This is a genomic window from Flavobacterium azizsancarii, assembly GCF_027980145.1.
Classification (GTDB): domain Bacteria; phylum Bacteroidota; class Bacteroidia; order Flavobacteriales; family Flavobacteriaceae; genus Flavobacterium; species Flavobacterium azizsancarii.
The window spans coordinates 1-22892 of record NZ_JAMZNK010000068.1; the positions used below are offsets into that span (position 1 = coordinate 1).

24 protein-coding genes are annotated in these 22892 nt (G+C 33.1%); 6 read left to right on the plus strand and 18 right to left on the minus strand.

Annotated elements, in window-relative coordinates:
* Positions 1-316 precede the first annotated feature (316 nt).
* Positions 317-1234, minus strand: a complete 918-nt coding sequence (locus NJT12_RS23275; RefSeq protein ID WP_271338504.1) for a hypothetical protein — start codon at positions 1232-1234, stop codon at positions 317-319.
* Between the two features lie 171 nt (positions 1235-1405).
* Here NJT12_RS23275 and NJT12_RS23280 point away from each other — a divergent pair, with 171 nt between their 5' ends.
* From NJT12_RS23280 to NJT12_RS23290, 3 genes are all read left to right on the plus strand, one after another.
* Positions 1406-1870 (plus strand): MarR family winged helix-turn-helix transcriptional regulator, encoded by a 465-nt coding sequence (locus tag NJT12_RS23280; protein WP_271338505.1) that lies wholly within the window; start codon positions 1406-1408, stop codon positions 1868-1870.
* A 180-nt stretch (positions 1871-2050) separates the two neighbouring features.
* Positions 2051-3469: an MATE family efflux transporter gene (locus tag NJT12_RS23285; RefSeq protein ID WP_271338506.1), complete on the plus strand. Its 1419-nt coding sequence runs from the start codon at positions 2051-2053 to the stop codon at positions 3467-3469.
* A gap of 292 nt (positions 3470-3761) precedes the next feature.
* Positions 3762-4937: a hypothetical protein gene (locus NJT12_RS23290; RefSeq protein ID WP_271338507.1), complete on the plus strand. Its 1176-nt coding sequence runs from the start codon at positions 3762-3764 to the stop codon at positions 4935-4937.
* Positions 4938-5019: 82 nt separating this feature from the next.
* On the opposite strand, the gene NJT12_RS23295 is transcribed toward NJT12_RS23290, so the two are convergent.
* From NJT12_RS23295 to NJT12_RS23305, 3 genes are all read right to left on the minus strand, one after another.
* Positions 5020-5454, minus strand: a complete 435-nt coding sequence (locus NJT12_RS23295) for a DUF6526 family protein (protein ID WP_271338508.1) — start codon at positions 5452-5454, stop codon at positions 5020-5022.
* Between the two features lie 38 nt (positions 5455-5492).
* A complete protein-coding gene (locus NJT12_RS23300) occupies positions 5493-5633 on the minus strand; it encodes a hypothetical protein (RefSeq protein WP_271338509.1) in 141 nt (46 codons plus the stop codon).
* 95 nt (positions 5634-5728) lie between these two features.
* The gene (locus NJT12_RS23305) at positions 5729-6223 is read right to left on the minus strand and encodes a DNA-deoxyinosine glycosylase (RefSeq protein ID WP_271338510.1); all 495 of its coding nucleotides are present in this window, start codon (positions 6221-6223) and stop codon (positions 5729-5731) included.
* A gap of 218 nt (positions 6224-6441) precedes the next feature.
* Here NJT12_RS23305 and NJT12_RS23310 point away from each other — a divergent pair, with 218 nt between their 5' ends.
* On the plus strand, positions 6442-7467 hold the full coding sequence (locus NJT12_RS23310) for a helix-turn-helix domain-containing protein (RefSeq protein WP_271338511.1): 1026 nt from the start codon (positions 6442-6444) through the stop codon (positions 7465-7467).
* 47 nt (positions 7468-7514) lie between these two features.
* Here NJT12_RS23310 and NJT12_RS23315 read toward each other — a convergent pair whose 3' ends face one another.
* Positions 7515-7733, minus strand: a complete 219-nt coding sequence (locus NJT12_RS23315) for a hypothetical protein (protein WP_271338512.1) — start codon at positions 7731-7733, stop codon at positions 7515-7517.
* A 118-nt stretch (positions 7734-7851) separates the two neighbouring features.
* Here NJT12_RS23315 and NJT12_RS23320 point away from each other — a divergent pair, with 118 nt between their 5' ends.
* Positions 7852-8802, plus strand: a complete 951-nt coding sequence (locus NJT12_RS23320; protein ID WP_271338513.1) for a bifunctional helix-turn-helix transcriptional regulator/GNAT family N-acetyltransferase — start codon at positions 7852-7854, stop codon at positions 8800-8802.
* Positions 8803-8894: 92 nt separating this feature from the next.
* Here NJT12_RS23320 and NJT12_RS23325 read toward each other — a convergent pair whose 3' ends face one another.
* From NJT12_RS23325 to NJT12_RS23360, 8 genes are all read right to left on the minus strand, one after another.
* Positions 8895-10094: an NAD(P)/FAD-dependent oxidoreductase gene (locus NJT12_RS23325; protein ID WP_271338514.1), complete on the minus strand. Its 1200-nt coding sequence runs from the start codon at positions 10092-10094 to the stop codon at positions 8895-8897.
* On the minus strand, positions 10091-10579 hold the full coding sequence (locus tag NJT12_RS23330; RefSeq protein ID WP_271338515.1) for a low affinity iron permease family protein: 489 nt from the start codon (positions 10577-10579) through the stop codon (positions 10091-10093). Before NJT12_RS23330 ends, NJT12_RS23325 begins: the two co-directional genes overlap by 4 nt.
* Before the next feature lie 6 nt (positions 10580-10585).
* Positions 10586-13417, minus strand: a complete 2832-nt coding sequence (locus NJT12_RS23335) for an AsmA family protein (RefSeq protein WP_271338516.1) — start codon at positions 13415-13417, stop codon at positions 10586-10588.
* A gap of 18 nt (positions 13418-13435) precedes the next feature.
* On the minus strand, positions 13436-14293 hold the full coding sequence (locus NJT12_RS23340) for an MlaD family protein (protein WP_271338517.1): 858 nt from the start codon (positions 14291-14293) through the stop codon (positions 13436-13438).
* A 25-nt stretch (positions 14294-14318) separates the two neighbouring features.
* A complete protein-coding gene (locus tag NJT12_RS23345) occupies positions 14319-15101 on the minus strand; it encodes an ABC transporter ATP-binding protein (RefSeq protein WP_271338518.1) in 783 nt (260 codons plus the stop codon).
* 1 nt (position 15102) lies between these two features.
* Positions 15103-15861: an MlaE family ABC transporter permease gene (locus NJT12_RS23350; protein WP_271338519.1), complete on the minus strand. Its 759-nt coding sequence runs from the start codon at positions 15859-15861 to the stop codon at positions 15103-15105.
* A 507-nt stretch (positions 15862-16368) separates the two neighbouring features.
* The gene (locus NJT12_RS23355) at positions 16369-18645 is read right to left on the minus strand and encodes a glycosyltransferase (RefSeq protein WP_271338520.1); all 2277 of its coding nucleotides are present in this window, start codon (positions 18643-18645) and stop codon (positions 16369-16371) included.
* Complete coding sequence (locus NJT12_RS23360; RefSeq protein ID WP_271338521.1) at positions 18626-19684, minus strand: glycoside hydrolase family 130 protein; 1059 nt, start codon at positions 19682-19684, stop codon at positions 18626-18628. The genes NJT12_RS23355 and NJT12_RS23360 overlap by 20 nt, the downstream gene beginning before the upstream one ends.
* Positions 19685-19948: 264 nt before the next feature.
* Between NJT12_RS23360 and NJT12_RS23365 the strand changes: the two genes are divergently transcribed.
* Complete coding sequence (locus NJT12_RS23365) at positions 19949-20110, plus strand: DUF1328 domain-containing protein (protein ID WP_271338522.1); 162 nt, start codon at positions 19949-19951, stop codon at positions 20108-20110.
* A gap of 129 nt (positions 20111-20239) precedes the next feature.
* Here the strand turns inward: NJT12_RS23365 and NJT12_RS23370 are convergent, their stop codons facing one another.
* The 5 genes from NJT12_RS23370 to NJT12_RS23390 all read right to left on the minus strand — a co-directional run bounded on the left by NJT12_RS23370 (position 20240) and on the right by NJT12_RS23390 (position 22334).
* The gene (locus tag NJT12_RS23370) at positions 20240-20707 is read right to left on the minus strand and encodes a DUF1440 domain-containing protein (protein WP_271338523.1); all 468 of its coding nucleotides are present in this window, start codon (positions 20705-20707) and stop codon (positions 20240-20242) included.
* A 30-nt stretch (positions 20708-20737) separates the two neighbouring features.
* Positions 20738-21247 carry a DinB family protein gene (locus tag NJT12_RS23375; RefSeq protein ID WP_271338524.1) on the minus strand — a complete coding sequence of 170 codons (510 nt, stop codon included), beginning with the start codon at positions 21245-21247 and terminating at the stop codon, positions 20738-20740.
* A 28-nt stretch (positions 21248-21275) separates the two neighbouring features.
* A complete protein-coding gene (locus NJT12_RS23380; protein ID WP_271338525.1) occupies positions 21276-21647 on the minus strand; it encodes a VOC family protein in 372 nt (123 codons plus the stop codon).
* 87 nt (positions 21648-21734) lie between these two features.
* A complete protein-coding gene (locus tag NJT12_RS23385) occupies positions 21735-21941 on the minus strand; it encodes a hypothetical protein (RefSeq protein ID WP_271338526.1) in 207 nt (68 codons plus the stop codon).
* A 12-nt stretch (positions 21942-21953) separates the two neighbouring features.
* Positions 21954-22334, minus strand: a complete 381-nt coding sequence (locus tag NJT12_RS23390; protein WP_271338527.1) for a DoxX family protein — start codon at positions 22332-22334, stop codon at positions 21954-21956.
* Positions 22335-22892 lie beyond the last annotated feature (558 nt).

The following is a 22892-nucleotide window of genomic DNA, read 5'->3' on the forward strand; positions in this document are numbered from 1 at the left end:
AAAGGATATAAGATCCCCAAAATTTCATTTTGTAATCAATTACAAAATGAAATCATTCAACAAATAGTAATACATTGTGGTGGGGATCCTGCTAAAATAGAGACATTCAATGCATAAAATAAAGTTCCTTACACTCTTGGTTTTAAACTTTGACAAAGGTAATCTAGAATTGAATACTCTAATTGTGTGATTTTTATGCTATTACTTGACTGATTCGCTTTGCGAAAACGCGGATAAAACAGATTTTTTATTTGGAATCAAGTACTCTCCCCGTGGTCGAAAATGAAAAAATTATGAACAATTGTAATTTAACTTTCTAATGTTTATTAAGCTTTATGTGTCCGCCAAAAGTATAGGCTGCTGCGAGAGTAGGACCATTATATCCCCATTTTAAAAAACCGTTTAGTCTTTTTTCTACGGCATCAACTTTAAAATTTAGTCCCGTATATCCGGCGGTAAGGCTAAAGTTTTTGTGTACATTGTATAAAAGGGATAAATTATAGCTAATAATTCGCCCATCGATATCGTCAATTTTCAAAGCAAGATAATTTGCATTCACATACAAGCCAAAACGTTTTGTCAGGACAAATTCGCCCCAGATTCCAACATCAGGCAATGGAGCCGTGAAATTAAAACTATCTCTGTATTCTGTTACAGCCTGATTGGCATCAACGCGTAGCCCCAGATCTGTAAAAAGTACGTGGGCACCTATTAATAAACCGATTTCATATTTTGGTTTTACTAAAAAGGCATAACCGTAAGCAATCCGGGCAATCTGAACATCAAAAAACGCGGTTACTCTTGTGTTTATGTGGTAAGTATTTTCTCCAAAAGTGATGTCTTTTTCCAGAGTTTTGGTAGAACTTCTGTCTAAAGCAAAATATTCAAAACCTAATCTCGATCTTTTTGAAATACGCCAGTCAAATGTTGCCATAAAGGAAGCGCTTGATTTTGAGAATCCTAAGTCATTTTCGAGATCTATTTTTGTACCTCTGTTTCCATTGTTTGTACCTACTTCAATTTCAGTATTATTTACAGGAAAAAAAGCTCCGGCAGTTACTTTAAATCGTCTATCATGCCAGGGTAAATCTGTGGCGTCATAATCCTGCGGATTTTCTGAGTTATCATTTTGTATAGCAGGCAGGGAATTTTCGATTGGGATTTCAGAAGTGGTTTGAGCTTGAATCGAGAGACAAAAAAGAGAGACTATCAAAAAATAAAATAAGTTTTTCATTGGATTTATTTTTAAATTTTATTGATAAATTTTTAACACTTAAAGTTAACAAAAAAAATCACTCATTTTTATTTTTTATATTTTTTATTTGAATAAAAATACTGATTATCAATGAATTATGTGATTTGTTAAAATTAGTTGACATGTCACTCTTTTTTGTAATTTTGTCCTATGGAAAAAAATGAAGAAGATTTTAATACTTTTAATGATGGAATTTCAGAGAGTTTTTTCTTTCAGATACATCGAATGAAACGAACTATTTTTCGTCATACAAATGCCTTAATGAATGAAGCCGGAATAAATTTACAGTTAGAACAACTTCCGATAATTATGATTTTGCAACGAAAGAGTTTTTCTCAAAGAGAACTTTCTGATATTACAATGCGTGACAAATCTTCTATTTTAAGAAGTATAAATGCACTTGAAAAAAAAGTTTTAGTGAACGTTCAGAAAGATAAAGAAGACAAGCGTAAAAATATCGTAAGCCTCACGGAAGAAGGAATTAGTCTGGCAAAAAGCATTCGGCTCTTAATGAAACGATCAGAAGATGAGGTTTTGGCCGTTTTTTCAGTTAAAGAAAGAACAGAAGCTTTAGAAACAATCAGAGGTTATGCAGATAAATTGGATACGCTTTAAAACAGTACAATGATTTTATGAATTAGGCTGGTTTTCGAGGAATTTTTTATTCTCTAAAAAAAGTTCGCCACGAGTTACACAAATTAGCCCGAATTTTTATACAGAAGAAGAAGTAAATGCAATTCATGAAAATTTGTGCAATCCGTGGTATAAAAAAACATTAAAAACAAAAAATGCAAAATGAATAAAACTGAATTATTAGAAGGTCCGATACTTTCTTCATTATTAAAATTGGCTGTGCCAATTATGATTGCTAATTTACTACAAGCTGCTTATCAATTGGTTGATGCTTTTTGGGTGGGACGTTTGGGCGGAGATGCCGTTGCTGCAGTTTCTGTAAGTACACCTGTAATTTTTCTGATGATTGCTCTAGGAACCGGATTGGCAATTGCCGGATCTATACTTATCGCACAATATTTTGGTGCAGGACAGCAGGAAATGGTCAATCATGTTGCTGCTCAAACATTATTAATGGTTATTACAGTATCTATAGTGCTATCTTTTATTGGATATTGGCTGAGTCCGTATTTTTTATATTTACTTAAAGTCACACCACAAGTCTATAATAATGCGCTGGGCTTTATGCAGATTGCTTTTATTGGACTGGTTTTTAGTTTTAGTTTCATGATTTTTCAGTCCGTTATGCGAGGCGTTGGTCGTGTTACTTTGCCAGTATATATCGTATTGGGAACTGTAATTCTAAATTTTGCCTTAGATCCGTTGTTTATTTTTGGATGGAATTTTATTCCTGCAATGGGGGTAAAAGGCGCAGCTCTGGCAACTTTGTCTACTCAGAGCCTGGCAATCATCATTGGTTTTGTCATTTTGTTTAGAGGAAAACATGGTATTCATTTGCAATTAAAAGATTTTAAACCAGATTTTAAGCATATAAGAAAAGCGTTTAAAATTGGTTTTCCATCTTCAATAGAACAATCGATGCGTGCGATTGGATTAACCGCCATTACTTTTTTGATCGTACATTTTGGCACAACAACGGTTGCTTCTTATGGAGCCGGCTCTAACCTGATTCAGTTGATTATGATTCCGGCCTTGGGACTTTCTATGGCAATTGCTACTTTGGTAGGACAAAATATTGGCGCCGGGAATATGCTTCGTGCCGGAAAAATAGCAAAATTAGGTGCTTATTTAGGTTTTGGATTATTAACCGGAATTGGAATAATAGCATATGCTTTTGCGCCACATTTAATTGCTTTTTTCGTACCAAATGATCCCGCAGTTATCGAGGGAGGTACAACTTTCCTGAGAATTACGTGTTTGTCATGGGGATTTTTGGGACTTCAAATGTGTTTGTTAGGTGTTTTTAGAGCGGTAGGAAATACAACGCTTCCTATGATTCTAACATTGGTTTCGCAATGGGTTCTGCAATTTCCGCTGGCTTATATTTTATCGCATAATACCTCACTTGGAGCAGTCGGAATATGGTGGGCTTTCCCTGTTTCAACCGTTATTACTGCAATTGTGACAATGCTTATTTATGCAAAAGGCGATTGGAAAAAAGAGCGACTTACCGGTAAAACAAATAAACTAATAAATAAAGTAGAGAAAGAAATCGTAAAAGAAGGATTTGAGGTTAAGTAGGGCTTCTTTTGAAAGGTTTAAAGGTTTAAAAGAAAGCTCAAAGTTTTTCTGTAGAAGCGAGCAGTGCGTCTTTTTTTTGTGTTCAATATAAACCCGACGGGTTTTTAAAACCTGTCGGGTCTAACAACAGTAAATTTTTTTGGTCTCAAAAGGTTTTCTGTATGGGCGCACAGCAGTGCATTTTTTGCCTTTGATTCTGTAATCACATTTTTTTAGTTGTAGTTGTAATTGCCATTGCTATTGATATTTAAAATTGATTCTTTATATTTGAAAGTATAATCTGAAAACAATTATGGATAAAAAATTAAAGCAATTCTTCGTTAAGTCTTTTGTAGTGCTATTGTTGATTCATTTAGGGTATTTTTTATACGGCTATTTCAAGTTTGATGGCATAGGAAATATCTATATCAATACAGAGTTCTACAGGTTTAAATTTTATGATGATGTTTCGATTTCCCAATTTTTTGTTACCGGTTTATTTCTACTCATTTTTCTGATTTTTTTATTAAAAAATCATTCCAAACAAAATTATTCTTTTGCAAATTTGCTTAAAATTGGCGGTGTATTGCTGTTGGTTTCTTTTTTGAGTTTTTCATTTTTTCTCAGTTATAGTTTTGGTATGAATGCAAAATTGAAATCGGAATTGTCTGAAGCAAAATTCAATAAGGACAAAATGCTGCTGAATGTCCTGAATCCGTTTTTGTATAATTATACATCTTATAGCTCAGAGAAATTATTTAATCCGCTTAATATTCTATATCCGAAACCTTATCCGGTTATTGAGGTTGTCGACAGCACTTTGATTTCGGGTAACTATTATAGTGTTGACTATAGATATTACAGTATTGATACTTTGAAAATGCTGACAACAGATTTAAATAAAGTTTCGAATGCAGCGGGCACAATATTGGACAGCATTGGTTTTGGTAAAAAAGAACTTCTGGATCGAATAATTAAGAAGAATATAATAAAAGACAGTACTGAAATTATTTATAAGGGCAGAACCGTTGACCCGAGATATGATGTAGATATTTGCATATTTGTAGAGAACAATTCTTTGTACAAGCCTGTAAAAGGAGTTCCGGTTGAGAAACAGCAATATGATGCAGCGGTAAAACGATACAAACTGATTTATAAATATAAACCGGATTCGTTGGTAGCTAATTTTCAGAAACTGGATACTTTGCTTAAAAAGTATAGAGTACAAAGTTCTATTACTCCTAAACAGCTTGCTAAAGAGGTTGCCTATTTTAAAGATCATAATAATGAACTGCTCAACGGAATCAATAATAACTTTGACAGAAAGATATTAGAAGAAAAATTTACAACTTTGGACAGATTGTTTTATGAACCCAATTATCTTCATCCCTCGATTATTGGAATCTTTTTTGGTGTTGTTTTTGGTGCCTGGCTACTTGGGTTTCTAATTTATATTTTGTTTAATTATAAAAGAAAACGGCCTAGATAAAAAGACTAAATAGCGTTTTTACTTCTTTACATTTATATTTATTCCTGCCATTGCTATTGATTTAGACATTGCAAGTGCTATTCTAAACCCTGTTATAATCGGCTTTCCAGTGTACGATTGCTTTTTTTATAGCATCGCCCGTCAGGTTATTTTTTAAGGCGTCATCGATAAGAGGCAACAGTTCATTGTCGGGAGCAAATCGCAAGGCAAATATTTGATCATCAGTTAATTTGTATTCCAAATCTTCAAATCTTTTCCCGCTAAGAGTAAAGTAACGATAGCGAAGTTCTAATCGTACAATTCGGTTTTGAAGAATTAATGCATAATGTTGGCGCAACATAAAAGCAAGACAAAACAGGAACACAAAAACTACGCTTATAAACGACCAGATTAACGAATCGTCTGTTGTAAAAGCAAAGTAAATACTTGCAGCTAAGAAGATTGTCAAAACTGGATAGTAAACAAAATGATGTGGGGCATAATAGCGAATATGATTGTAATAGGTTTGAATTTTCATAATTTATTTGTTTTAAGTATGGCATAAAAAAACAAAAGCTACCCTAAAAAATAGAATAGCTTTTTTTCCAAAAATAAACTAACATAACCAATGTTTCCTTTATAAATTAAACTTATTAAAGTTTGTTTAGTAATATCAATATTTAAAAAAGCCTCACTTGCATGATCATCCTTTTTCATGGCTTTAATTTGTTTAGGGTAAAATTAGTCTCGCTTTGTTTGATTTATGTTATATTTTAAAATAGAAAAGTTCTAAAATTTCAATATTTAAGAACTTAATTGTTTTTTAGAAGAGAAGCAACAATCTGCCATTCCTCTAATTTTGATTGATATGTTTTGCTCGCATTTGCGGGACTTGTTGATGGTAACGTAATAAGTTGATACGCATTATTTAAGTGAACATATTTCCTGAAGAAAGCCGCTGCCTTTTGCCCGTTAAATAATATCGCTTTAATATTGGGGTGTTGTTTTAAAAACGTTTCAAAATCATTGGCAATTTCATTTTTTATTGCACTGTCTAAACTTCCCACTCGGTCACAAAATTGGAGCACATCCCATAAAGCGATTTTGTTTTTTTGCAAAAGAGCTTTTTTGGTTTCGTAATCGTTCGAGAAATCTTCCTTGAAAATGGCGAACATAAATTTCCAGAAATTATTCTGATTATGACCATAATATTGGTTCAGTTCCAGGGATTTTGTTCCGGGCATTGTGCCTAAAATCAAAATAGTAGCATCGTTATTCGATATAGGGGAAAATGAAAAACTTTTCATAATTTTTTTATTAGTAATATAACAAGGTAAAGATTTTAAAAGTTAAAATAATCATCCATAAGTAATTATAAAACAATTTAGAAAAATTATATAACATTTTTGCTTTGGTTGTGGACGAACTTTGAACTATAGATTTTTAGAAATCCAGTACTACAAAACGGAGTTTTTCTTTTTTATAAATCTATATAAAATTAAGTAGAATTCTAAATCCTTGCAAAATGAAAATAGTTACTATAAATACAGAAAAAGCACAAAATATTTTTGAAGAATTAAATACAAACTTTGGAGGAAAAGTAACATTTGATTTGAACGAATATACGCTTGAAACGAACAATAGTTTTGCAAAAGGTTCAATTATTGGTGCCTCTTTCAATGACAATATTTCGTACGTTCAGTTCGATATGACTTTTTCAGTCGATGTTCGCATGGATATCATTAACAGTAAATCGTCTCCTATATATTTTGCTTATTGTTCTAAAGGTAATTTATCGCACAGTTTTGGCGTTACCGGCGAAGAAAGAAAGTTTAAAACCTTTCAGACTGCGATCGTAACTTCAAAACAAAAACAGGATAATGTATTGCTTTTTGAAAAAGACAAGAAAACAAAATTCACATTAATTATTGTAGGAACCCAAAACACTGTACAGGATCAAATGCATTCTTTAAACCAAAAAGTAAAAGAAACTTTCTTTGAAAATAATGCAGGTCAGGATTTCTTTTATTTAGGGTCGTACAATCTTAAAATTGCCGAGAAAATAGAGCAATTAGATGCCATTAATCAAACCGGAATTGTTAGAAATCTTTTGAAAGAAGGAATTTTAAGAATCATTCTGGCAATGGAAATCCAACAACATACTGATGATCAATGTGCATTCTCAAAAGATACAAATTGTTTGACTTTACGCGAAATGGAAGAAATTAAAGAACTGTCTGAAGCTATAAAAGCCAATCCTGAAGAAGCTTTTACGATAAAATCGTTGAGCAAAAAATCAGGTTTGTCACCCAATAAACTTCAGGAAGGTTTTAAAATGATCCACAACAGAACTGTAAACGACTACATTACCCATATGCGTGTGCTAAAAGCCGAAATTCTAATTAGAACTTCAGACTTAAATATATCCGAAATTGTGTACTGTATTGGCTTTACAAGCAGAAGCTATTTCTCAAAAATATTCAAACAAAAATTCCATTGCAGTCCTAAAGAATATAAATTCAATTTAAATCCTTTGGCTATTACAGCTTGATTAAAGCTGCTAAGTTACTAAGGTTCTGAGTTGCTAAGTTGCGAAAATTATACTAAGACGTACATCAAGTGCGTCTTTTTTTTGTGTTCAAAGTTTTCTGGATTTTTACCGTAGAGATTCGTAGCAGTGTGTCTTTCGTTATGAATGTCAAGCTGAATTTGCATCTTTTCTAGGAGCTGTTTCCTGCTATCCGTTTCAATCTTTTGTGCCGAACCCCGGCAAAAAAGGATTTCCACTTCTATCAGGGCTATGGCACTCGTTTTCATTAGATATGTATTTTAATTTATAAGTATTTCAAAAAAAAACTTAGATTCTTAGCAACTTAGAACCTTAGTGTCTAAAAAATATATACATTTGCATAACTAGTTATGTAATTGATTATATATGGAATTTTTTAATAAAGTAGGTAAAGTGGCTTTAGGAAGTCGTTTACGTTTAATGACGGCAATCATAACAGATGATGCGGCAAGAATATATGAGTCGTATGGTATGAATTTTATGCCCAAATGGTTTCCTGTTTTTTATACTCTTCTGGAAGAAAAAGAGATGACAATTACTGAAATCGCGAGCGAAATTGGTCATTCGCAACCATCAGTCAGTAAAATTATTCAGGAAATGATTGCTGCAGGGCTGATAGAAGAAAATCAAAAGAGCAGTGACAAACGTAGAAACATTGTTGTGCTCACGCCACAAGGGTGGGAATTTTCGAAAGAGTTAAAATTACAGCTTAAAGATGTTGAAGCTGCTGTAGATGGTTTAATAACCGAATCGAGTCATAATCTTTGGGCCGCGCTGGAAGAATGGGAATTTTTATTGGAGCAAAAAAGTTTGCTAAAAAGGGTAAATGAACATAAAAAGAAACGCGAAAGCCAGGATGTAAAAATTGTTGAATTTGAGCCTAAATATCTGGACGCTTTTCGATCGTTAAACATAGAATGGATTTCGACTTATTTCGAAATGGAAGAAGCGGATTATAAGGCTTTAGATAATCCTGATGAATATATCCTGAATAAAGGGGGAAAAATTCTGGTGGCTTTGTATCATGATGAGCCTGTTGGCGTTTGTGCACTTATCAAAATGAACAATTCAGATTATGATTTTGAAATGGCAAAAATGGCGGTTTCGCCTAAAGCACAAGGCAAAAATATTGGTTTTTTATTAGGTCAGGCAATCGCAAATAGTGCCAGGGAATTAGGTGCTGAGAAAATTTACCTGGAAAGCAATACAATACTGAAACCTGCAATAAACCGGTATTATAAATTAGGTTTCCAGAAGGTTTTTGGATTAGCAACACCTTATAAACGTTGTAATATTCAGATGGAGTTAAAAATTTAGTTACAAAGGTTCAAAGTTGCAAAGGCGCAAAGGTTAGAACTTTGTCCCTCTGAACCTTTGTTACTTTGTGCCTAAAAAAGGTTTAACCTTTTTTATCTTCCAAAGCGGTAATAGTCTAAATCAGTATTCTGTTTACCGTTAATAGAATCAAGAATTGAGTTCATGCCTATCACGCTGAAAGTAATTCCGTTTCCGCCAAATCCCAAAACGTAATGTTCATTTTTTTCCGGATTTGGTTTTCCAAAATAAGGCAAACCGTCTTTAGTTTCTCCAAAAGTTCCCGCCCATGAATAATCTAGTTTAAAATTGATGTTGGGAAATTTTCTTCTAAAATGTCTTAAAAGATATTGCTCTTTTTTAGGTAATAATTTATCACGCTTTACAGCATCTTTAAAATCTTCGTCGCCACCGCCCATAATGATTCTGTTGTCTGCCGTGACCCTAAAATAGAGATAAGGCTTAGAAGTATCCCAAAAAATAGCATTCTTAAAAGCTGTTGGCAATACCTCTATGCTTTCTGATGCTATGACGTAAGTGCTTTTTAGATCGACTACTTTTTCAGCTAATGTTTCGGTACTTTCATAACCACTGCAATGAATAACGTGATCTGCCGTAATGGTACATTTATTTTCAGTGTGCGCTATAGACTTTCCTCTTATATTTTGAATAGATGTTATATTAGTTCTGTCAAAAATCTGCATTCCTTTTTTTTGGCAATAACGCAATAAATCTATCGCTAATTTATAAGGATCCATGACAGCAGCAGTTTTAGATTCTATGGCTGCAACTGCATTTAAACCCATTTTTTCAAGATCCCATCTTTCGAGCCAGTTGACGTCAAACCCGTGTTCTTTTCGGCATTTATATTCGTTTCTTAAAAATGGAATATCCTTTTTTAGAGAGCAGTAATAAATACTTTTTTTGAATTCAAACTGGCAGTTACTTTTTATTGTATCAATAATAGTGCGGAGATCAAAAATGGCTTTTTTTCCGTTTCTATAGCTATCAACGGCACATTCTAATCCTCTAATTTTGATAAGTTCGTGCAGCGGAACGTCAATTTCATATTGAAGCAAAGCCGTACTTGCAGCCGTACTACCGTTTGCAACGTCGCGGCGATCTGCCAATATTACTTTTTTGCCTTCAGAGATTAACTTGTAAGCGATTAAAGCCCCTGTTATTCCTCCGCCAATAATTAAAATCTCCGTCTTAAGATCTGAATCTATAGACGGATAACTGTATTTCATGGCACTTTTTAAGGGCCAGAAAGTTTCAGTAGAGCGTAGTTTCATTTTTTAGTGATATTTCTGGTACGTAATTTAGTTCTGCTTTTGTCTTTGCGTTCATGCTGTTCAGATGCTTCTGCAATAGAATGGGAATTTCTTATGCTTTCATCTTTTTTGGCAAGCTCGCTTAGTTTATGATAATATTTTTGAACAATAATCATCTCTTCTTCAGTCATACTTTCAATGTCGACCAAACTGTTACTTGAATACTCGTTTGAAGCTACTAATTCGTTTAATTTTAGCTGTATAGCAAGTGAATCTTTATTCTGCGCTTTCTGAATAAGGAAAACCATTAAAAAAGTAATAATAGTAGTTCCGGTATTAATAACCAATTGCCACGTTTCTGAATAATCGAAAATTGGTCCTGAAACTGCCCAGGCAACGACTATTAAAAAAGCACCAATAAAAGCGGTCGTACTTCCTGCGGCTTTAGAAACATTGGTTGCGAATTTTTCGAAAGCACTGCTTTTGTTTTGTTTTTTAGTTTTCATTTGAATTTACCTTTTCCGTTTATCTACTTTTTTACTTACTTTTTCTTCGCGAATAACTTTATTGTGTTTTTCATCATAAACAGCAGGATCAATTTTTTGACCCGTTTTACTGAAAATTTTAATTTTAGGAGCTTCGTGTGTTCCTGTAATAACAATTGGAAATCCTATAATACCAAATGGCGGCAATCCTAATCGCATTCGTAAATCTAGAAGTCCGTCGAAACTTGTTGTTCCCTTAATCGTAGGTTTAAAACTGGCGACGCTAAAAGTGAAGTCTTCGATATGAATTAAATTATTATCGATCGTCGAATTAATTTCGATTCCTTTCAGATTAGGATCATCCAGGCCTTTTTGGCCAGTTTGCGAACTGATTCCGTCAAATAGTTTTAATCCTTTAATTTTTACATCACGTAAATTCAATTTTCCGCCACCTTCAAGCGATTCGTAAATAGGTCCCATATTACCATTCAAATCACCTTTTATTTTATAATCGACAGAAATAATTCCTTGTGCTTTTTCTGCTACACTAACCATATCGTGAAACATCGGGATTTCTTTGTAAGCCCTTTGAACGCTAAAGTCTTTGGCCGTAAAATGAGCATCGAAATGGGCAGATGTTGGCGATTCATCTTTGTAGGTAGCATCAACACCCAATAGGCAGTCAATAATATTAAAAGTGGTATTTTCTAAATAAAAACCATTTTTAGTAATTCCAACTTTACCGTTAAGTTTGTTTAAGACCAATCCGTTATATTCTACTTTATCCGCATTTGCAGTAAGCGCAACATTTAAGTTTTTGGGCACAATAACAACTCCGCTCATTTTTGGATGATCTTCTTTAGCATATTCTACTTCGATATTACGATCTGTATTTTCACCTTTTTTAAGCGCCATAAATTCATCGACATTGATCAGTTTTGACTTCATGTTAAAATTCCCGCTCAAAGTTCCGTGCGATTCAAGAAAGTAATTGATTGTATTGAGTAAATATCCGTTTATGGCAAAGTCAGATTTTCCGTAAGAAGCATCAAATCTTTCGAACCACATTTTTTCGTTCTGAAAGCGGAAATTTCCCTGTTTAATAAAAAATGCTTTAGGGAAAAGTTCTGATGTTGTTTTAATGTTTTTTAAGATAATTGTACCGCGATTGTCCAGTTTTTCATATTGTCCTTTTGTGGCGTAACTTTGTTTTCCTTTAAGTGAGAGATCAGCTTTTGCATAACCAGTTACATCAAGTCCTTTTTTAGAAAAAACCTGATAAATGCGACCAACATTTAGTTCTCCTTTTATTTTGGCATTATAAGCTAAATCACTAAAGTCAGAAAGTGTTGCATTTACATACATCGGATTGCCTTCAAAAACAAATGAAGCGGGAGCAACTGCAACAATTAAATCCTGAAACGTTCCTGCTTTGTTAAGTACGTTAGCGACAAAAGTAATGTCCTTAATAGGGTTGGGATAAGAATCTGTTTTTAGCCAGCCGTTGTGTAATGCGATTCCGCCAATCGTTTTAGGGAATAGTTTTTTTGATGTGCTAAAAATTCCTTTTGCCTGAATGTTAGTTTTTAAAATTCCTTTTAGATCAATGCTTGTTAAACCCAGTGCAGCATCGACTGTGGCTAAATCTAATGCACCTTTTACGCTCGCATCTACAGTCATTTCGTTAAAACCTTTGCTTCGTAAATAAGCGGTGAAGTAATCTTTTTCTCCAACTTTAAATTTAAAAGTGTCCAGATTAATCAAGAGTTTTTCGATATCAAGTGAAGGCAGAACTGCATTCAGGTTCATTTGAAAATCTGTTAACGGGGCAGGGGCATTTTGATAATTTATGGCGCCTTTATCAATTTTTAGATTAAAAGCCAGATCCGGTTTTTGTTTTTTGGCTACATTATAATTTCCCCTAAAAGTAAAAAGGAGGTCACTATTACCCGAAATTTCGGTTTCATCCATCCAGGAAGAATATTCCGGAGGCATTACAGAAAGCAAATCTTTGACGGTTGTGTTTTCTGATGCCGCTTTGATATTGATTTTATATCCATCTCTTAAAATGGTAAATAAACCGGTAAATTTTAGAGGTAATTTATTGATTCTTAATTCGTTTTTTTGAAGAATAAACGAAAGTGCATGTGTATTAATTCTGGTAATTAAATCAGCACGCACTGCTTTTTTTCTTAGATACGCAGTTTGGTCATAATAGAAATCGACATTATCAATTCTGGCATCCGTATTTAAGTCGAAGATATCTTCGCTCAGATTTCCTTTTCCAATATAATTAAAACCTTTTGCATCGACCAAAATTTTAGCAGAACGATCGTTGTATTTTACGTGACAATCCTTAAGATCAATTCGTTCTAATCGAATGGCAGTTCCTTCCTCAGGTGCATTTGGATCATTTGGTTTTTTATCGCGGTCTTCAGGAGCTACATAAATGTTATAATTGGCTTGCCCTTTTTGGTTGACCATGATATTAATTAATGCTTTAGAAACATATAATTTATTAATTTTTACTTCATTGTCAAAAATCAATCTCTTTAAGTTAATCCCAAAAGCAACTTGGTCTGCTTTAAGCAAAGTATCGTTGCTAAAAGGTGCTGAGCCGGTAAGGGATAAATCATCTAATGAAACGGTTAATGAGGGAAAATGAGTAAAAAATGATAGTCTTGATTTCGTAAAATTTAATTTGGTATCTAAACGTTCGTTCGCAATTTTCTTTACTTCGCTGGCTACAGTTCCGGGAAAAAGCAGCGGAATCAAAAATAGTAACAGCAAGATACTTGCTATTACTATTCCCGTTACTTTTAAGATTTTCAGGCTTATATTTTTATATGAAGTTTTCATATTATTGACTTTAATCAATTATTTTTTTCCTTTTTCAGATGCAGCTTTTTTAGCGTCTTCTTCTTTTTGCTTCTCCTGTTTTTGTTTTTCGTCTTTCGCTTTTAGTTCTTTGTCAGCTTTCTCTTTTTCTTTCTCCTCTTTCTCTTTTGCTGCCTTTTCCTGCTGTTCCTCTTTTTTCTCTTTCAGCTCTTCTTTTTTCTTTTCCTTTTCTTTCTCTTTTTTCTTGTAGTAACCTCTAAACAAGAAGTTGCTTTTAGCTGCTTGCATATTATCACTGAAACCTTTTGTACCTGATTCTAGGTTAGAAAGCGTGTTAGAAACACTATTGGCCATTTTATCATCACGAACTAATCGTGCCAGAGCACCATTTCCGTTATTCATGCTATGGCTGAAAATGGCAATTTCATCAGAAATCACACCAATATTATCCACACTTTTTTTGACACTTTTCATGATGTCAGTCATTTCGATACCATCAATAGAAGCAATTGCACTGTTGTTTTCGACGACTTTTTGAGATTTTTCACCTGGAGAAATAGTCAAAACTTTATCGCCCATTAATCCGTCTGAACCTATGCTGGCACGAGCATCAGTTTTAATGAATTCACGAACTTCATCTTTTATGACCATTCTTACCACAACCGAAGAATCATTAATCAATCTTATTTCTTCGACTGTTCCGATATTAATTCCTGAAAAACGAACATTATTTCCCACCTCTAAACCACTAACGGTTTTAAACTTTGATGAGATGTGGAATGTTGAACCAAAAAGATTTTTTTGTTTCCCAATAAAGTAAATCGCCATTATAAAAAGCAACAAACCTATTGTTACAAACATTCCTAATTTCCAAGTATATCCAGATTGCTTATCCATGATTTCTAATTATTTATTTTTAGTATTATTGAAAAAAAGAGCGAACCCATTCGTCTTCGTCTTTTTCTAGTTCTTCGTATGTCCCTTCGGCATGTATTACTCCATCTTTCAAAACCATAATTCTGTCAGCTGTCAATTTTGCACAAGCCATATCGTGCGTAATAATGATCGAAGTTGTTTTACGTTTATGTTTGATGTCGAGAATTAACTCGCTTATTTCTCTGGATGTTATGGTATCTAATCCGGTTGTAGGTTCATCGTATAAAATGATTTCCGGTTTTAGGATTAAAGTTCTGGCTAAGCCAATACGTTTTTGCATTCCGCCAGATAATTCAGATGGCATTTTGTCGATTGCATCACTTAATCCAACATTATCCAGCGCTTCGATTACTTCATTTTCAACTTCTTCTGCGGTTAAATCCCTTTTATGCTTTTTTAATGTAAAAGCCAGATTTTCTCGTACGGACATTGAATCGTATAAAGCACCACTTTGAAATAAAAACCCAATTCTGACCCTGATTTTATTCAGTTCCGTTTTAGTTAGGTTTAATACGTTTTCATCAAAAACTTTTATTTCGCCTTTATCAGGTTCAATTAAGCCTACGATACATTTTATTGTAACTGATTTTCCTGATCCTGAACGTCCTAAAATCACTAAATCTTCTCCTTTGTTTACCGTAAGATTTACACCTTTTAAAACTTCGTTATCAGAACCAAAAGTCTTGTGAAGGTCTTTTATCACAATAATAGGCTCTTGCTTTTTAGCTTTTGAAACAGGTTTTTTTATATTTTCTTTTTCCTTAATCATCTTAAAAAAATAAATCGGTTATTTGAACAGCGACCATATCAATAATAAAAATGGTTAACGAAGCCGTAACTACTGCAGAGTTGGCTGCTTTTCCCACGCTTTCAGTTCCATTTGCAGCATTAAAGCCTTTATAACATCCAATCATTCCAATAAAAAAACCGAAGAAAAATGTTTTAATAGTTGCCGGAAAAAGATCTAAAAATTCCAGTGATTGTAGTATTTGTGTCAGGTAACGGTAAAAATTAACATCACCGTGAATATTTATACCAACGTATCCGCCTATAATTCCTATTGCATCAGCAAAAAACACCAAAATAGGAACCATTAATGTACAGGCTAAAATTCGGGTAACTACTAAATAATTATAAGGGTTAATAGCTGAAACTTCCATTGCATCAATTTGTTCGGTAACCTTCATAGAGCCTAGTTCAGCACCAATTCCTGACGAAATTTTTCCCGCACAAATTAAGGCTGTAATTACCGGAGCAATTTCTCTAATTAACGAAAGCGCAACCATTCCCGGCAACCACGATTCGGCCCCAAATTTCACCAAAGTTGGTCTGGATTGAAGCGTAAGTACCAAACCCATTATAAAACCGGTTATGGCAACGAGCGGCAATGATTTATAGCCAATAACATAACATTGTTTCAAAAACTCTTTCGTTTCATAAGGCGGAACAAAAACCTCCTTAAAAAACTGCTTTGCAAACACGGTTGCATTTCCTATTTCTGTGAATGTATTTTTTAAAGTAAGTATCAAAATACTATGTTTTTAAGTTAAATCAAATGCATGAAAACCAACGGTTTGATCTGGTTGCATACCCTTTGATTATTGTAGATTAAAATTACTTTAGAACTACAGAAAAAATCTTACACAACTTTTTTTCAAGTTTATATAATTAACATAATTAAACACAATAATCTGAAAATAGTAACGTTATGGGGAAATTGTTAAAAACAAAGAAACTTTTAAGGATAATGTATCAAGATGAATATCATAAATCAACAACAACATGAACTGCACGAATTTGCACAAATGTTTATTGTGTTAATCTGGTTTGAGAAATCAATTTTACAAACCAATTAGTAATAATTAGTAAAATTCATACTTAGCTTGTACTTGTATCTGCAGGGGCAATTGTTGTCAGTGGGATAATATGATTCCTCTTTCGCGAGAACGACAAAATGGAGCATAAAAAAGGCTGCCTTTTGTGGCAGCCCTTTACGGTTAAATAGTATATTTAGTCAGTAATATAGGATGTTATTGCTAAGAATTAATAGCGATTCCGTTTTTAGGTTTCATTAGCGGTATTACTTTTATCTCAGATAATTTAAGGTTTTCCATTAATAATCTTGCTGTTAGAAAACAAACAGTCGATTCAGCACCCTGATTCAAGTTTACATTTTCTTTTTCAAGTCCGTCATAACCACCGCCGCTAATTGGGTTGTACATAATTTCTCCCAGATGATTTTTTCCTAAAAACCAATTAAAGGCCGTTTTCATTTTATGTTTATATTCAGGAGTTCCAAATGCACTATAAAATGAATTCAAAGTCTGAATTGTATACGCCACATCAATTGGTTGTTCTCCGTATTGGTTTACTGCTTCTTGTGAATTTCTGTGCAGCCATCCATTATTAGAGATTACCTTGAACTTTTTATCAATAAACATTTTCGACATTAAAAAGTCTAAAGAATCTAATGCTACTTTTTTATAAATAGGTTTGTTGGTGGTGAGAAAAGCATATAACATTGATTCCGGCAAGATTCCGTTTCCGTAAGTTAAATAGTTTTCAAACCATTTCCAATCGCTTGAAGCATGAATTTCATAATTAGAAAGCAGCTTCGCATTCAGTTTATTGATGATCGCCGCTACATATAAGTTAGGAACAGCTGTATGATACAAATACAAACCTTTTGTTGCGAAACCAATAGAACGTGGCGATTGAATATTTTCAGCCCATTTTAGAGAGTTCAACAAACATTTAGACGCTTTTTTAACAATAGCTTCAGGTAATATTTCGCTATTTGCCACAACAGTTCCTAACGCCCAAATGGCTCTTGCATTAGAATCTTCTAAATTTACTTCGGCATTTTGTTCGACATGTTCACGGTTCTCCTGATCAACGTAATTGATAAAATCGCCTTTTGGCTGTTGGCAGCGAATAATAAAATCTAAATAAACTAAAATATAAGCTAAGTCTTCTTTGTCCTGAGTTAGTTTAAAATGCATGCAAAAAGCAATTAATGCACGAGCATTATCATCTAATGTATATCCTGAATCAAGATCAGGAATTGAGATTTTACTGAATTGTATAATTCCTAAATCAGTGGTCATTTTTTTGATATGTGCCAATTGAATAGAAGGATATGTAAATTTTACTTCTGTCTGATTTTCAAAAAGTTCCTGATAAGTATTCATATGTGTAATTGCTGCATTTTCCCAAGATGATGCGCGGGTTTTTCTAAATGCGTTAATCCCCATTTCTTCTCTTAAATTGTCATTTGACAGTAGTTTTATTGCGGCTTTAGAAAATTGATCTACGTTTCCTATATCTACTAATATCCCTGAATCTGGTGTTAAAACTTCTCTGGTATGTGGAATTTTTGAAGCTACAATAGGACAAGCGCAACTCATCGCGTAAGAAAAAGTGCCGCTTACTGCCTGATTTGGATCTTTTGATGTAAATAAATATACATCTGTGGCTTTTAAGTAATCTAAAAGCTCATCTGTATCAAGGTATTGATTTATAAAACGAACGTGATCTTTTAGGTTGAGATCGTTTACAATGCCTTCTAGTTTATCACGATAAGCGTCAACGCCATCAATAATTAAATTAGGATGTGTTTTGCCAATGATTAAATATAGGGCATTTGGTGTGTTTTCAATGATTTTTGGCAATGCCTGTAAACCAGTTTCGATATTTTTTCCTTCTCCTAAAAGGCCAAAAGTTGATAATACTTTTCTGTCCTGTATATTAAATTTTTCTTTAGCCTGTTGTGGAGCTTCATAAATTACAATATGGGTTCCGTGTGGTACGTAAGTGATAATCTCTTCTTTAATGTCATAGTCTTTTATCAAAATTTCTTTTGACTGATTGGTCATTACAAATACCGAATTGCTATAAGAAAGTAACAATTTCACGAAAGTTTTAAGTTCGTTGTTCGGGTTTGGAATTACGCTATGAAAGGTATAGGTTAATGGTTTTTTGACTTCATTCAAAAAATCTAATAAATAGTCTCCATAATTTCCTCCAAATAAACCAAATTCATGCTGAATATGAACCAATTTCACAGATTTATCTTTATTGATTTCCTGTGCAACTTTGGTATATTCTTGCTTATTTTTTGTGTTTAAAGTATAAGCCTGAGTTGGATTTTCTTTCGGTTTATCTACTAATTCGCAAATTTGACAAGTAATTGATTTCCCAAAAACTTCTGTAATTCCTTTTATGGTATCCTGCGTATATGTTGCTATGCCACATTGAGTTGGTGGAAATGTAGATAGAAAAACTATTTTTGATTTATTTGATATCGTTTTCATTGGGATTCTGTTTTAGTTCTGTTAATAAGTCGTTTAGGTTCAATGAAGCTACCGCAATCTTGTCATCGGCAGCACCGTAATAAATATATAATCGGTCTTCAAAAATGGCTGTCCCTGTTGGGAAAACAACATAATTTACATAACCGTGTCGTTCGTAATATTCTGAGGGCGTAATAATTGGTTTTGGTAATCGTGCTAAAACGATTTGCGGATTTTCAAGATCCAGTAAAACTGCTGATGCATGATAAACCAATCCTTTATCGCGCTTTTCTGCTGAGTGGTAAATTAATAACCATCCATCAGGAGTTTCGATAGGAGGAGCGCCGGGACCAATATGGCTTGTTTCGTGATCATATTTAGGCTCCATTACAATATAATCAGGAAGGTTTTTCAAGTAATCTTTCCAAAATTCAACTGTTAAATCTTTCTTTTTTTCGAAAGTAAAGATTTGAATTGATGGAAATAAGCGGTGTAATGCCACAAATTTTCCATTGATTTTTTTCGGAAAAAGGACTACATTTTTATCCCATACATATAAGTTATCCTTTATCGTTTCTGTCAAAGGATAATTTCTTTCCAGATTAAAAGCAAGTATTTTTGCAATACTCGGATTTTGTAAATGTTTTCTAATCAAATTAGTAAATTCATTCAAAATGAATTTAGGTGTAATAATTCCTCTCTTTCTAAATTTTTTTAAATCTTTAGAAGTTGCTAAAGCTCCACATGCATTAATGCCATCATAAGTTACATAAGTCATGTAAAAGCGATCATCGATTTTTGTAATTCGGGGATCCTCTACACCATGAATTTCGTAAATATATTCAGGAGAAAAAATGGGCTCTGTACTTCTTTCTACTAAAGTTAGCGGACCTTCAAGTCGACAATAACCCACTGTGGAAAAGTTTCCTCTTTTAGCAGCTCTGTAAAACATATGAACATTATTTTCATCTTGATATATGGCAGGATTCAAAACACCTAATTCTTCGAAAGCTCTTTCGGTTTTTTCTAAAATCACACCATGCTTTGTCGCCAATTCCATATCTCTGAAAATTTTATCTAAAATTACTTTATGGATGCAGGCCCGATTAATCCAATCAATCAAAAAATTAACTCAAAAGCATTTCTGTGGGAATTCTGTAACGAAAATGGGGAATTATAAAAGTACGTCAAAAAACTGATTTATAGTTGATTGAGATAATAAATTAACGTTTTGAGTTAAAGGATTTTGTAAGATTTAAGAAACTTTGTGTAACAAACAAATCCGACTTATAAAAGTCATATTTATAAATTTAAATCTATAATTATGTTACGATGGACAGTCACATTTATAATTCTGGCTATAATAGCGGGAATTTTTGGTTTTAGCGGAATTGCCGCAGGAGCAGCCAGCATTGCAAAAATTTTATTCTTTATATTTTTGGTATTATTTATAATTTCATTATTTACCGGAAGAACAAAAGTGTAGCAAAACTTTATACAGTATCGAGTCCCGGTATTCAATTTTCAGTTTTTTGCTGCAAATTTGAATACGGGGACTTTTTGTTTCAGATCGTTTGAAGTTTTTAGGTTTCTGGTTGCTATTGCGACTGAAAACTTATTCTAATGGAGAATAGTACTTTTTTGTGACAGACGCAATTGGAAGACCAATAAATAGCATCAATATTGTGATAGATAATAGTAAAGGAAAATCAAAATGTTTTTCTGGCAGAACTGGAAATACAATTGGCAGGACGATTAGATTCATTATAATCCACACGAAAATTCCGTATAGAAATCCAGATATGACAGTACTCTTTTTAAGAAATGGTAAATAGGGATAAATTTTAAAATAGAACCAGGCAAAAACAAAAGCAATCAGGTAGTGAAATCCCAGTCCAAACCATATCATTTGTGATCCTCCCGTATATGCCTCTTTTTTGAAAATACCACTGGCTATAGATTGCAGAATTTTTATTGTGGTTGTTTTTTCGAGTATGATGACATACACAAAAATAGCCGCCAGAATATCAAGTGTTCCGGCTATTAGACCTGATAAAAAAATTGTTCCTGATTTTGATTTCATAGAGATGGGTTTGTGTTGGATCTTAAAACATTACACTTTAGTTAACATCTTAAATATAGAATTCAATTGGTGTGTATGTCTCTGAGAATGAACAAGAGCAAAATTAATCCATTCATAAATAGTAAAATTTTCAAACCCCGGGACATTAAAATCGACACAGGTTAAAGTTAAATCATAATTTTGAGATGCATTCAATAATTCAGATTCTATTTCGTGCAGGGATAAAGTTAACTCATTTTTATTGTAATTTTTCATTTCTGGTTTTAGGAAATCCGGCGCATTCATTTTAGTATTGAAATTTAGAAAAAGAATTTCCAGCTCTTTTACATGTTCATCATATTTACGGATTGTTTTTTGTGTTTTTCCATTAAACAGTTCGGGATAACCGGAATTTCCCAAAATAATATGCTGTACAACTTGTCCGGCTGTCCAGCTCCCTTTGTAAAGAACAATATTTAATTCTTCATTAGAAAAAGATGAAAGGATTTCGTTTAATTTTTTAAACGTTTCAACAATATTTTTTTGAAGTGCTGTTTTCATTTTGTTGATTTTAAAATTGAAATTGTTTCTAAACAGAGGTTATCCACCACACATTTCCAAAAGAATCAGTAATTCCGCAAGTCCTGCCGTAATTCTGATCGCATAATCCCATTAGATTTGTTGCGCCATTTTCGAGCGCTCTTTTGTAGGTTTCATCGGCATTAGGAACATAAACAAATAAGTTGGCAGTTTGTTTCGTCCAGTCTTTAGTTTCATCCGTAACCATAAGAGTGCTTCCGTTTAAGATAATTTCGGCATGCATAATAGTGCCGTCTTTACGAAGAATTTGTTCTTTAGAATCTTCTGCATCAAAAACCTTTTTTGTAAAATCGATGAATTGTGCTGCACCATTCAAAATTAAATAAGGCATTATCGCCTGATGTCCTGCTGGTAAAATCATATTTCTATTATTTTAATAGTTAGTATGATAAATTTACAATTTTAAATTAAGAATTTAAAAATCAGTTTATTATGACGTAAATGGTTTTTAAAGTTCTTCACAATAAAATCCATGCGCATTAAGAAGGGCAATAATTTTTCTGTTTGAAATTGATAAACTGTGAATCCGTAAAATTTTGTCACAATCTTCCAAATCAAAATTAATGGCGCTGTTTGGGAAATGCTCAAGAAGTTTTTGAACAATCATTTGCGATTGCTCTACTTCCTGAACATTTGTTTTAAAAACTTCGATCATCGTTTCCTAAAATTACAAAGCAATATTTTTATATCGTTCAATTTTGTGATAGTAGGTATATGAAATTGCGAGAATCACTAAAAAGATTAGCGGAAAAAAGGATTGAAAACCAACACCGTCAACAGAAAAATGACTTATCGAAGCGAAAATGAAATCGAAACCAAATCCGGCATATGCCCATTCTTTTACATTTTTTGGAATTTGAGGAATTACCAATACTAAAACGCCCAGGATTTTAAAAACAACTAAAGCATTTCCAAAATACTCCGGATAACCTAAATGTTTGATTCCTTCTTTAGCAAGTTCAGTTTGCGAAGTTAATGCCGGCATAACACCTTCGAACAGAAAAATAATAATTGTCGTAATCCAAAAAATGATCTTTGCTTTTTTCATGTGGTTTATTTTTAAATGGTTATCAGTTAATGTGTTACAAACTTACGATTCTTATTTTGTTGTGTAAATACACATTTGCGACTATTTTAAGGTCATTTAGGACAAAGTGGAAGAAATGTGGGGAATAGAGTAAAGAGAATAGAGAATAGAGTAAAGAGAATAGAATAAAGAGAATAGAATAAAGAGAATAGAATAAAGAGTATAGAAGAAAGAAAAAAAAAGAAAGAATGAAGAATGAAGAGGAAAGAGTATAGAGTAAAGAGTAATAGAAATAGAATGTAGTTTTTACACCGGGTTTTTCGTATAGTTTGTCAGGCTGAGCGGAGTCGAAGCCCACGCCAGAAACTCCGCAATCAAAATCGATAATCTTTATCGAATTATTGGTGTGATTCTTCCTATATAAGGATGACAAGATTACGAATAAAAAAAAAGAGAATAAAAAAAATCGGTAGTGTCTCACTAACTGTGTAAGTTGAAAAGTTATTCTGAAAAATATTTGAGCAAATTTAAAAGCTCAAAATGTTTTTCGGAAATAACTTTTTTTCTATTTTTAAACCC